We start from the raw sequence: 12,141 nt of genomic DNA, 5'->3' as shown, positions 1-12,141 counted from the left end.
CGGCATAGCGGCACAGGCTTACATGATTCTTCTCGTGCAGATACGCGACGAAATCCCATATTGTTCATGCTGCCAGCCTTTCCGACCACTCTGACAGACTTTTACGATTTGCCTCAATACACTGGCAAACGCATGTATCGCGGAACTTCATAACCACCCCTTATGATTAAGGGGACGAGCCACTTATAGCTCGTCCACATGTCAACGCTGACGGGGTGGGAGCCTGCAAAACAACTACCCCGCCGGCATCTTGTGGGTCTTTACCAGCACCCAAATCTCAGCGCCGCAAGCACGAACAAACGTATGTTCTACACTCTTGGACCATAGCAATACACAGGTGTGCATCGTCTCACCGCACCACCCCTATTCCTTGACAGACCTTGGCACAACTTGCGTGGGAGCATTCGCCCAATCTCCTCCGTCGCTTGGCGCCTGACTCACGTCACCCCCAGTACCGGGAGAAGAGGGTTCAGGAGCAGAAGGAGCAGGAGAGGTATCTCCAACGCCGCCGTCGGAAGGCGCCGCCGGAGCAGCGGGAACAGGATCACCAGAATCGGGGACTCCACTGTTTGCGGCCGGACCATTTGGAACGTTCACATTGCCAGAATCGTTCGATGCAGGCGTGCGCGGAGTTTGCCGAGACCCACGCGAGCGCCGGTTTGTTGACGAGTCAGAGGACGATGCACTGCTGCCTCCATTGTTGGTGGCGGTGCTGCTATTGGAGTTGTTATCGGCATCGGCTTGTTTGTTCATACTGTCGGCGACTGCATCAATGGCGTTCTGCAGGGCATCTGCAGTTTGTTGCAGTTCCTGTTCATCAGCGTCTTTGTCCGCCAGCAGTCCCTTGGCATTGTTGATTGCTTGTGCCAGCGAATCACGTGTGGCCTCATCTGCGACTTTTCCTTTGGAATCATCCAGCATCTTCACCGCTGCGTCATATTTTGCTTGAGCTGTTTCACGTACGGTGCCAGTTGCCAGCGCATTATGGGAAGCGGTGACTGCTTTTGCGGCCTTTACCGCTTTGCGCATGGCATCGGCTTTGGTGTCCATGGTTTTAGCAGTGCTCTCCAATACCTTGGCGGTGTCTCCAGCTGAGCAGGAAGGCACGTCGCCATGTTCCTCGACAGCGCGCACCGCTTTGTCTAGTGCGCTGACAGTTCCGGCATCTTTCACATCACTTATGGCGATACTTTTAGCCTTTTCCACACTGTCTGACGTGTATTGGCGAACAACCTGAGACAAATCGTTGGAGGATGACTGGCATTGCGACAAAGCATCACTCTGCTTCTTGCGAGATTGTATCCACAGCACTCCTGCAACAAGCGCGATGACAAGAACAATAACCACTGCAGTCACGATAATTTTCCGACGATTCCCGTTTGTTTTGCTGCTCTTAGCGCGGTTACTGTCTGCACTATATGGCTGCGTAACGTCGTCAAAACTGCTTCCGATGGCATCGGCGCTGACACCTGTGGTGGTAGCTGGTTTCTCGGATGCCGGAGCGGGCTCCTTTGAGAAAAGATCGGTGCTGTCTGCAACGAGTTGTGTTACGCTATCTTCGCCAAGGTGCGAATCCATAGGCTCGAATATCGTTTCCGGCTGTTCCGTTGGTGCATCGTCGTCAAACAGCGCACTGTTGATTGGCTCTGTCTGCAGACCAAAATCCATACTCGCGCCGGAGCGGGTGGTGCCATCAGAGCGAGTGAGACCATCAGGACGTACGGCATCTTCAAACAAACCGTCACCACTTGTATGGGCCGGAGAGGTTGCATCGTCCATATCGTCGAACCCGACACCGTCAAACGCCGCGTCATCAAATACCATTGTTCGATCACGGTCAGCAACGCTGCCATCAAACTCGGCATCGTCTGCAATCCCGTTGTCTCCTGTCACTTTTACATCCCCCATGACATCCCTTTTCGTCGGCCTGCAGGACAGCTATTTTCCCTGCACCATTCGTCGCACACTCATTATCTCATTGCCACTCGAATCTTTGCCCCATCATGTCTCCTATCGTGTCTGCCAATAATGACTGGATCTCATCTTCTCAAATACACACGCATGGCGAAATGATTCCCGGTCAATGTGGACGAATACTCACCCTCCTCGGCGTGTTGTGGATAACTCGTCCGTTTGCACGACACTTGTATGACACGTTCACACCAACTTGCATGACAATTTCTCTGTTTCATACTCTCCGCCGTCAAACGCGCTCCAGCAATCTGCCCAAATGCCATTGTCCGCCCAACTCGACTTGGGACTGCGCTAAACTTGGGCACAAGATACATTCACTTAAGTCATAGGAGAATAGACATGGCCGATACATTCAATGTCGTCGTTGAGATCCCTCGCGGTTCGAAGAACAAGTACGAGGTCGATCAGGAGAGCGGCCGCGTGTTCCTTGACCGTACCCTGTTCACCGCTATGGCATACCCTGACGATTACGGCTACATCGAGGGCACGCTGGGTCAGGACGGCGACCCGTTGGATGCACTCGTCATGCTGCCGAATTCCGTATTCCCCGGCTGCGTGGTGGAGTGCCGCGCCGTAGGCTTGTACCACATGGAGGACGAAGAGGGTGGCGACGACAAGGTGCTGTGCGTGCCGGCCGACGTCCGCTTCGACGATATCAAGGACATTGACGATGTCAGCTCCTTCCACAAGGATGAAATCAAGCATTTCTTCGAGCAGTACAAAGCTCTGGAACCAGGCAAGGAAGTCATGCCTGGAGATTTCTGGACCGGCGCCGACGAGGCTTGCAAAGAAATCGAATCTTCTCGCGAGCGTCTGGCCGCTTCGAAGAACTAACAACCTGCGTGGGCGCAGAAGACGCTCACACCGCACGGTTGCCTCGCGCGAAGCATGATGTGTCTCCAGCTGTTCTAAGACACGTCATTCAACCATTTAAGGGCAGGCCCACCAAACCAGGAGCCTGCCCCTGTGCGTTTCTTTTCTGCCCGATCGCCACAGCACTTCCATAGTTACTCACCTACATGCATGCGTACGGGGCACGATATGCCGCATTGCGCTTCACTGCAATATCCCGGCGCTATCGTTCACTGCTACATTGAGGACAGCCATGATTGTTACCATTCTGCTCATCGCCGTTTCCGTCTCCATGGACGCGTTCGCCGTCTCGATTGGAAAAGGTCTTGCAGTGAAACGCATCCTGCCACAAGATGCCGCTAAAAATGCGCTGTGGCTTGGTGGTTTCCAAGGTTTGTTCCCCGTTTTGGGATTCTTTCTCGCTTCAACGTTTGGTAAATACATCGAAACGGTGGATCACTGGATTATTTTTGCCTTGCTTGCCCTTATCGGCGGCAATATGATTCGTGAAGCACTCAGCGATGAGGAGGAGGAACAGACGGCGCAATTTGACTGGAAGCATATGCTTCCGCTTGCCATCGCCTGCAGTCTCGACGCGTTTGCCGTAGGTATCAGTCTCAACTTGATGAGCATCAATATCTGGTTCGCTGCGCTGAGCATAGGACTGGTCACCGGAGTGTTTTCTGTGGTCGGGCTATATGTGGGACGCGCTTTCGGCGCACGTTGGCAGAAGCCTGCGGAGGTTGCGGGCGGTGTTATTCTCATCGCAATCGGTTTGAAAATCCTGCTCGAGCATCTTGGCATCATTGCTTGGTAAGCATCATTGCACGGTGAGGGGCAACACACTCTTTTCAACCGTTTACATGCATGTGTCATAGCAGATAACACCGCTGGCACCCCACTCAGACCAGCAGCATCATCAACGCGCCCAAAAACACCACCAGTCCGCTGAACATCACCGGCAACAATGCGATGCCCACCATGGCACCAGCGCCACTGGGCTTCGCTCCGTTCCGCTCGACCGAGTCCCCAGCTGACTTGCCGTACGTACCGTTGCCACATGCACCGTTGCTGTACTCGCCACTTTCATGCGCGCCGACCGCCTCCTGAGGCACTCCCCAAGACAGCACAAGCCCCGACGCACCAGCATTGCGGTACCACCAGTACGGCAATGCCATCAGCACCAGTACCACCAACGCAACAAGCGCCAGCACTGCAAGATGCATCCCGCTGATTCCCATACCATCGCGCGCACGCAGTCCACGCAAGAGCACAGGAGTAAACAGCCATCCTGAAGCCGAAGCCATCGCTGCCCCACTCAGCAGACTCGAAGACAGCGAAGCAACCATATGCGACCGTTCACGCCGCACCATCTGCGACAGAAACCCGACCACGACCAGCAGGCACCACAGCGCAAACAGCCCTAGCGCCCAGTTATGCAATGCTTCCAACAGCGCTGCCGTGTCGACGTTGCCATGCTCGTTCACGCCGTCCACAGCGTTGGCTCCACGCATGGCACCGAGCAGATCCCGGTACCCCAAGAATGCGAGTTCCACCGCGCCGACCACACTGACAAGACGATCCAGCACCGGCGCACGAGTCGGCAAGACCCCAACAAACGCAACCAGCACAAGCACCACGATATTCATAGAAGCGCCGACTTGCGCCCCCGCCCCGCGCCACCACACAAGCACTGCCAGCAGTACCAATACCACCAGCGAGACCACATGCGTCAACACTATGGGGGCGATTGCACGAGCAGCAACCGGTTCCTGCCTGTTGTGCGGTGCACTGCTGCCACCATGTGCTGCCGGCGATGCGCCTTCTGCGTTCGAGTGTGCCATAAACCCTGCCTCTTGGTACAAGACTCCAGTGGACCGTGTCCACAACCTACGACTAGAATACAGACAACCGCGCCGAATCAGCACGGTTACCAACAAGCTGTCAGTAAGTTACGATGAGCAGGGGCACACCACCACATACGGCGGTGACACCGTTACTTATTACCAACTCTTATATCCGCAATGCGGTTCTTCCTCAGTTGAAGTACCGCGGTGCACGCGGAAGGGGGAGCGATGCTCGATATCACGCTGATGACGCTCACGGCCGATCCGGCCAGCGTTATTCCCTCATTGGCCTTACTCTCCTACCGTGTTCGAGTACTGCCCACCAATGCTGCAAGCATAGTGAAACTTCCTGAGCAGACCGTGCTGCTGCTTGACGCACGGGAAGATCTGGTTCTGGCAAAAACACTGTGTAACCTGATACGTACGTCCGGTTTGACCGTTCCTATTCTTCTCATTGTGACCGAAGGCGGATTCACAGCGGTCAACGCCCAGTGGGGTATCGCCGACATCATTGTTGATTCTGCGTCCCCGGCTGAAGTGGAGGGACGGCTCAGGCTTGTTGGCGAACGTGGCTCCAACCCATCGCAGTTCACAGACTCCCAGGGGGTTGCCGAAGTCGGTGACGGGTGCATCTATGCCGGGGACTTGGTGGTTGATGTGAAAGGATATACCACTACACTTAGGGGCGAGCCTATTGATTTGGCGTACAAGGAGTTTGAGCTGCTGAAGTACTTGGCGCAGCACCCGCATCATGTGTTCACACGCTCCCAGCTCCTGCAGGAAGTGTGGGGTTATGACTACTACGGCGGTACACGTACCGTCGACGTACACATACGACGGCTGCGAGCTAAACTGGGCGGAGAGTATGAGCATCTCATCGGTACGGTACGCAATGTGGGATACCGTTTCGACCCCACCGACGGTAGGTCAGAGACCGCGCAAGCCAACGATGCCGAGCACCCCGTCGCCGGTGACACCCCAACCATCGGCACTGCCGCCACCGACTCTGCTGTCTCCACTAACCCTGCTGAATCCACTAACTCTACCGATTCCACCGACTCCACCGACTCCACCGATGCCGATCCTGCGCTGAAAGCCGGCGCCTGATATGCCCGCGACCAAAGCAACCCGCACCGGCAGCGCTGCCGCATCCCGCACAACCCACAAAGCAGGTGGAGCTGCCGCACGTAAACCAGCAACACACCGATCGAAAGAAACCAAAAAAGCACGCATTGCCCGCATGCACGCACAGTACGAAATACTGCGTGAACTCATTCCCAATCCCAAATGCGCGCTGGACTTTTCCACTCCTTTCCAACTACTGGTGGCCACCGTTCTCAGTGCACAAACCACCGACGTACGGGTCAACAGCGTTACACCAGAACTCTTCGCACGCTTTGGCGAGCCTCGTTTACTGGCCGTGGCACCTGCACAGGTGGTGGAGGACATCATCCATCCTGTCGGCTTCTACCATATGAAAGCCGCGCATATCATCGACCTATCAGCCCAGCTCGTACGCCGCTTTGGCGGCAAAGTGCCGGCCAATATGGACGACTTGGTAACCCTGCCGGGAGTGGGACGCAAGACCGCGAATGTGGTGCTCGGCAACGCGTTCGGCGTTCCGGGATTCCCGGTAGACACTCATGTCACCCGGCTTACCGGCCGATTGCACTGGCGCACTGACTGGAACAAACCCCACCCAGACCCAGTACATATCGAACACGAAATCACCGCTTGCTTCGCTCCCGAAGAGTGGACCGACCTTTCTCACCGTCTCATTCTCTTCGGCCGCTCCACCTGCCACGCCCGCCGTCCCGACTGCGCGAATTGCCCACTGAACGATACCTGCCCTTCCGCCGGAATCAACTGATGGCCGCCACAGCAGCACAACTCAGCCCCATCAGCTAGACTGCTGCAGTATGGCACAACGAGAGAAACAGCACAAACGCGGCCCGGGCATCACCCGTGCCCTCGCGTTCCTCGTTATTGTCGCGCTCTTGGCAGCCGGTGTGTGGTTCGGCGTAAGTTGGTACGGGCGCAGCCACGTGCTTCCCGACTTCTTGTCGATCAAAACCGGCCCCACTGCCACGGTGGGTGTGCACGGACCGGCTCCCAAGTCCCTCGATATTCGTGTGGCCGGCAACACCGGGGACAACGCCGACGACAATAGCCTCAACAACTCCATGCTGCGTCAAGTTCTGGTCGGCAATGTGTATGAGACGCTTGTGGGACGCGACGAGCACAACAGGCCGGCTCCCGGCATTGCCAAAAGCTGGAAGATATCCAAAGACGGTTTGAAATATACGTTCACCCTGAACGAGAAGATGCGGTTCTCCAACGGAGACACCCTTGAATCATCCGATGTCATCAACTCGTTGCAGATCAAAACCGACGGCAGCGACCCGGCTGCGGAAACCGACGGCCTGGTCAATATGAAATCGGCCGAAAACCCTACCCCTTCGACCGTTGTCATTCATCTTTCCAAGCCGAACCCAAGGCTGCTGTACGCACTCTCCACCAGCTCCGGCATCGTCTACGATTCCTCGGCCAACATCGACTATGCCAAACAGGCATTGGGATCGGGGCCGTTCACCGTCTCCAGCTTCCATAAGGGCGATTCGATCGTACTGGAACGCAACCCTGTATATTGGGGTAAAAAAGCCGCATGCCAGCAAATCACCGTGCGATATTTCAACGATACAGGCGCTCTGAAAACCGCCCTGCATGACGACCAGATTCAACTGGCGGCACTGCGTCCCTACGACAATCCGGATGCCTTCCGCGACGACCAATCCCTCACTGTTTCCACAGGAGAAACCACCTCCAAAGTGGTATTGGCACTTAATTCAGGCCCCGATTCCATCTTCTCCGACGAGCGTGCCCGCAAAGCCGTGCGCTACGTCGTCGACAACGCGGCACTGGCCAAAAGTCGCCCGCAGGCCGCAACTGTGCTTGCAGGCCCGGTAAGCCCACTTGAACCGGGATATGAGGATCTGACGGGCCGTTACCCGCCAAACCTAGCCACCGGGCGCAATAACATCAACTACTTCTCCCCGTCGTACATCGGCACATCAAAGTTCATTTGCCCGCAAGAATACGCGGATTTAGGGCAGGCTGTGGCAAACCAACTCAACCAGACCCGCCTCAACGTGGCCATCGAGATCCTTGATGACAGCGCGTTCTACGCCCGTTTGCAAAGCGGCAACTATACCATGGCACTAACCACCATGAACCGCACCGGAGACGCCGGCAACTTCGCCAATTCGTTGTTCGGCTACCAGAACAGCGAGGCACAGCAGCTTTACAGCAAAGCCATCACGGCGAACGGTGACGAGGCCTACCAGAGCGATTTGCGCGCTTACGCCAGCGTGCTGTGCGACGATGCCGCCTCGGATTGGCTCTTCACCGAACACAGCACAATAGTGTCCACGCGCGGCACCACCGGCTTCCCTGTCGACATGACCGATCAGCACCTGCCGCTTTCCGGTCTGAAGGTGAGCTGACCCAAGCTCACACACCACATGCGCCATCACTCGTGCATGTCATTATTCATGCTTAAACTTGGCCTTTATGACTACTGAGGACAACAAGAGCATCCAGGCGAACCTCTCCGCGCTGCCCGACCGAGCCGGTGTGGACGGACTCGAGGACAAGTGGCGCGCCGACTGGGACGAGAACGGCACCTATGAGTTCCGCATTCCGCGCAACAGCGACGGCAAACCCGACCGAACCGCCGTCTATTCCATCGATACCCCGCCGCCCACCGTCTCCGGAAGCCTGCACGTGGGGCACGTCTTCTCATACACCCACACCGATGTGATCGCCCGCTACGAGCGTATGCGCGGCAAGCAGGTCTTCTACCCCATGGGCTGGGACGACAACGGCCTGCCCACCGAGCGGCGCGTGCAGAACTATTACGGCGTGCGCGTGGACACCTCGCTCAAGTACGATCCCGACTTCAAACCGCCCTTCGAGGGCACTGACGGCAAGAAAGTCAACGCCAAGGATCAGGTTCCCATCAGCCGTAAGAACTTCGTGGAATTGTGCGAGCGCCTGACCGCACAGGATGAGCAGCAATTCGAGGAGTTGTGGCGCTCCTTGGGTATGTCCGTGGACTGGAAGCAGACCTACCACACCATCGGCGAACATCCGCAACGCGTGGCTCAGAAGGCGTTCCTACGCAACTTGGCGCGCGGCGAGGCCTATCAGAAAGATGCACCCGGCCTGTGGGACGTGACGTTCCAGACCGCCGTTGCTCAAGCCGAGCTGGAAAGCCGCGAATACCCGGGCTTCTACCACAAGGTGGCATTCCGCTTCGAAGACGGCACACCGATTTACATTGAGACCACGCGCCCCGAGCTGCTCGCGGCGTGCACCTCGCTCATCGCCAACCCTGATGACGAACGATACCAGCAATACTTTGGACAGTACGTCTATTCGCCCCTGTTCAAGGTGAAGGTGCCGATTCTGGCGCACCCCGCGGCCGAGATGGACAAGGGTGCCGGCATTGCCATGTGCTGCACGTTCGGCGATGTAACCGATGTGCAGTGGTGGCGCGAGCTGAACCTTCCCACCCGCCCGATCATCCAGCGCAACGGACGCATCTCGATGAGCGTGCCGGAATGGATCGAGGACGAGGGCGGCCGCTCCATCTTCGAAGAGACTGCCGGTAAGACGACCTTCTCCGCACGCCAGATCATCGTGGATCATCTGCGCGAATCGGGCGACTTGGACGGCGAGCCGACTCCCACCAAGCGTATGACGAACTTCTACGAGAAGGGTGACAAACCGCTCGAAATCGTCACGTCGCGCCAATGGTATCTGAAGAACGGCGGCACGGACATGAAACTGCGTGCCGAACTGTTGGAGCGTGGCAAAGAGCTGGAGTTCCATCCCGATTTCATGCGCGTGCGCTACGAGAACTGGGTCAACGGTCTGAACACCGACTGGCTCATCTCCCGCCAGCGCTTCTTCGGCGTGCCGTTCCCGCTGTGGTACAAGCTTGATGAGCATGGCGAAGCGGACTACGCCCACCCCATCACCCCGTCCGAGGACCGTCTGCCCATCGACCCGACGAACGATGTGCCGGAAGGCTACAGCGAGTCCCAGCGCGATGTGCCCGGTGGATTCACCGCCGAGCAGGACATCATGGACACGTGGGGCACCTCGTCGCTCACCCCGCAGATCGTGACCCACTGGGCCGAGCCGGATCAGGAGAGCCAAGATCTCTTCGAGGCCACCTTCCCCATGGATCTGCGCCCGCAGGGTCAGGACATCATTCGCACGTGGCTGTTCAGCACAGTGGATCGCGCGCATTTGGAGAACGATTGCCTGCCATGGAAGCACACGGCGCTTTCGGGCTGGATTCTTGACCCTGACCATAAGAAGATGTCGAAGTCCAAGGGCAATGTGGTAGTCCCCAAGGAGCCGGTAGACAAGTATGGCGCCGATGCGGTGCGCTATTGGGCCGCTTCCGCGCGATTGGGACTTGATGCCACCTACGACGAAGGCCAGATGAAGATCGGCCGGCGCTTGGCCATGAAGCTGCTCAACGCCGCCAAGTTCGCTTTGGCCATCGGCCGTGAGGACGACAACCATCATGTAGGCTCCCCTGCTGTTGCCTCGTGGAATCCAGCCGATGTGACCGAACCGCTCGACCGCGCGGTAATGGCGCGTTTGGCCGCTGTGGTAGAAGAGGCCACGGCGTCCATGGAAGCCTATGAGCATTCCAAGGCGCTCGAAACCATCGAAACGTTCTTCTGGCAGTTCTGCGACGACTACATTGAACTGGTCAAGAACCGCGCCTACGGCACCGCCGATTCGACCGGTCGCACGCCAAGCGAAGCGGCAGTCAAGTCCGCTCGCACCGCGCTGGGTCTGGGCCTTGAGGCATTCACTCGTCTCTTTGCCCCCTACTTGCCGTTCGCAACGGAAGAGGTATGGCATTGGATGCACGCCGGCGAAGGTTCGGTGCACACTGCCAGCTGGCCGGATGCCGCGCCATACCAGGCCGCTGCAGGAGCCGCTCAGCCTGAGGTTCTCGTCTGGGCAGGCAAAGCGTTGACCGAGCTGCGCGGTTTGAAGTCTCAGGCCAAGGTTTCCATGAAAACGCCGATTCTTTCGGCCACGCTTTGCGTGCCGGCTCCAGGACTGGCTGCCGTTCAAGCCACGCTGGATGACATCGCGGAAGCAGGGCGCGTTACTGAATCTCTCACGGTGGAGATCACAGGGGGTACCGGTGCCATCGAGAAGAATTCCGAGGGAGCCGGCGCCACTGCCACACCTGCTGCCCCGGGAATGAATTCCGGCACTGGCACTGCAGATGAGGAACATGTTGCCGTCACGCAGTTCGAGCTTGGCGAAGCTCCGGCAAAGAAGAAGTAAGGCTATTCACGCGTAGGTGAAGGTGTTTGGGTCGTGGCCCATGATGCCTTCACCATCGAGTGCGCTGATTGCAGCATGCTCCTGCTCACTCAGAGAGATGCCGAAAATATCGAGGTTCTCACGCTGGCGATCCGAGTGCACCGATTTGGGAATCACAATGGTTCCTTCTTCAATGTGCCAACGCAGAATCACCTGAGCTGGTGAAACACCATGCCGGTGCGCAATGGATTGTACGGTGCCGTCCGCTAGGTCGGCACCGCGCGCCATTGGTGAGTATGCTTCAATGGCGATGCCGTGCTCCCTGCAGAACAAGACGACTTCACGCTGCTGATAGGTGGGGTGCAGCTCGATTTGGTTGACGGCAGGCCACTCCCCCGTCTCCTCGTGGAGCCGCTCCAAGTGCTCTGGGAGAAAATTGCATACACCGAGTGTACGTACTCTGCCTTCTGCGCGCAGCTTGGACATCGCTTTCCAGCTTGCGCCGCTGCGCCAGTTGAACGGTGTAGGCCAGTGCAGCATATACATGTCTACATAGTCCAAACCCAACAGTCCAAGTTGCCTGTCGAAGGCGTGCAGCGCACTGTCACACCCCTGTTCGGAATCCTTGAGCTTGGTCGTAATCCACAGATTCTTACGCGCTTCACTTGCATTGACCCCTGCGGCACTGAGCGCACGCCCTACTCCACCCTCGTTCTCGTACCCGGCCGCAGCATCAATGTGCCGGTAGCCGGCAGCGAGCGCCGATTCCACGACCGCCTGCACGTCATGGTCACTGATGCGCAGCACACCGAGACCCACCTGTGGTATCGCGTTACCGTCACGCAATACCATTGAAGTCGTAGTGCCGCCCCTAAGTTCACGTTCGTCCATGCCCCCTCCTCGAGTGTCAATTTCAGTCTACGGAAGCAGCGGGAGAACCGCATTCGGTCGCAGCGGCATCAACGCTGTTCCACAGCAGACCGGCCACGCAGATGACCGTAGATAAGGGGTACCGCCGGCATACCGAATGATGGCAGCGAACCACAGCAACACCTCATGCAGACATATGTTACGACACTCACTATAGATAAATGGCTAAAATCAC

General features: G+C 57.4%; 9 protein-coding genes. 6 read left to right on the top strand and 3 right to left on the bottom strand.

Annotation, left to right across the window (positions count from 1 at the left end):
- Positions 1-363: 363 nt before the first annotated feature.
- On the bottom strand, positions 364-1,908 hold the full coding sequence (locus ACSYSO_RS01735) for a hypothetical protein (RefSeq protein ID WP_489760545.1): 1,545 nt from the start codon (positions 1,906-1,908) through the stop codon (positions 364-366).
- Between the two features lie 405 nt (positions 1,909-2,313).
- Between ACSYSO_RS01735 and ACSYSO_RS01730 the strand changes: the two genes are divergently transcribed.
- On the top strand, positions 2,314-2,808 hold the full coding sequence (locus tag ACSYSO_RS01730; protein WP_489760547.1) for an inorganic diphosphatase: 495 nt from the start codon (positions 2,314-2,316) through the stop codon (positions 2,806-2,808).
- Positions 2,809-3,079: 271 nt separating this feature from the next.
- The gene (locus tag ACSYSO_RS01725; protein WP_489760548.1) at positions 3,080-3,643 is read left to right on the top strand and encodes a manganese efflux pump MntP; all 564 of its coding nucleotides are present in this window, start codon (positions 3,080-3,082) and stop codon (positions 3,641-3,643) included.
- Between the two features lie 85 nt (positions 3,644-3,728).
- On the opposite strand, the gene ACSYSO_RS01720 is transcribed toward ACSYSO_RS01725, so the two are convergent.
- Complete coding sequence (locus ACSYSO_RS01720) at positions 3,729-4,670, bottom strand: hypothetical protein (RefSeq protein ID WP_489760549.1); 942 nt, start codon at positions 4,668-4,670, stop codon at positions 3,729-3,731.
- A gap of 231 nt (positions 4,671-4,901) precedes the next feature.
- Here ACSYSO_RS01720 and ACSYSO_RS01715 point away from each other — a divergent pair, with 231 nt between their 5' ends.
- From ACSYSO_RS01715 to valS, 4 genes are all read left to right on the top strand, one after another.
- A complete protein-coding gene (locus ACSYSO_RS01715) occupies positions 4,902-5,780 on the top strand; it encodes a winged helix-turn-helix transcriptional regulator (RefSeq protein ID WP_489760551.1) in 879 nt (292 codons plus the stop codon).
- 133 nt (positions 5,781-5,913) lie between these two features.
- Positions 5,914-6,543, top strand: a complete 630-nt coding sequence (nth, locus tag ACSYSO_RS01710) for an endonuclease III (RefSeq protein ID WP_489760553.1) — start codon at positions 5,914-5,916, stop codon at positions 6,541-6,543.
- 49 nt (positions 6,544-6,592) lie between these two features.
- A complete protein-coding gene (locus ACSYSO_RS01705; RefSeq protein ID WP_489760554.1) occupies positions 6,593-8,176 on the top strand; it encodes an ABC transporter substrate-binding protein in 1,584 nt (527 codons plus the stop codon).
- Between the two features lie 67 nt (positions 8,177-8,243).
- The gene (valS, locus tag ACSYSO_RS01700) at positions 8,244-11,057 is read left to right on the top strand and encodes a valine--tRNA ligase (RefSeq protein ID WP_489760556.1); all 2,814 of its coding nucleotides are present in this window, start codon (positions 8,244-8,246) and stop codon (positions 11,055-11,057) included.
- A 6-nt stretch (positions 11,058-11,063) separates the two neighbouring features.
- Here the strand turns inward: valS and ACSYSO_RS01695 are convergent, their stop codons facing one another.
- Positions 11,064-11,927, bottom strand: coding sequence for an aldo/keto reductase (locus ACSYSO_RS01695; RefSeq protein WP_489760557.1), 864 nt, complete (start codon positions 11,925-11,927; stop codon positions 11,064-11,066).
- Positions 11,928-12,141: the final 214 nt, after the last annotated feature.

The organism is Bifidobacterium sp. ESL1130 (assembly GCF_058507935.1).
This window is presented reverse-complemented; position numbering and strand designations above follow the sequence as displayed.

Excerpts from the sequence above, each read along its gene's own strand:
- ACSYSO_RS01735 (WP_489760545.1), bottom strand. The coding sequence starts at position 1,908 with ATGGGGGATGTAAAAGTGACAGGAGACAACGGGATTGCAGACGATGCC.
- ACSYSO_RS01730 (WP_489760547.1), top strand. The coding sequence starts at position 2,314 with ATGGCCGATACATTCAATGTCGTCGTTGAGATCCCTCGCGGTTCGAAG.
- ACSYSO_RS01725 (WP_489760548.1), top strand. The coding sequence starts at position 3,080 with ATGATTGTTACCATTCTGCTCATCGCCGTTTCCGTCTCCATGGACGCG.
- ACSYSO_RS01720 (WP_489760549.1), bottom strand. The coding sequence starts at position 4,670 with ATGGCACACTCGAACGCAGAAGGCGCATCGCCGGCAGCACATGGTGGC.
- ACSYSO_RS01715 (WP_489760551.1), top strand. The coding sequence starts at position 4,902 with ATGCTCGATATCACGCTGATGACGCTCACGGCCGATCCGGCCAGCGTT.
- nth (WP_489760553.1), top strand. The coding sequence starts at position 5,914 with ATGCACGCACAGTACGAAATACTGCGTGAACTCATTCCCAATCCCAAA.
- ACSYSO_RS01705 (WP_489760554.1), top strand. The coding sequence starts at position 6,593 with ATGGCACAACGAGAGAAACAGCACAAACGCGGCCCGGGCATCACCCGT.
- valS (WP_489760556.1), top strand. The coding sequence starts at position 8,244 with ATGACTACTGAGGACAACAAGAGCATCCAGGCGAACCTCTCCGCGCTG.
- ACSYSO_RS01695 (WP_489760557.1), bottom strand. The coding sequence starts at position 11,927 with ATGGACGAACGTGAACTTAGGGGCGGCACTACGACTTCAATGGTATTG.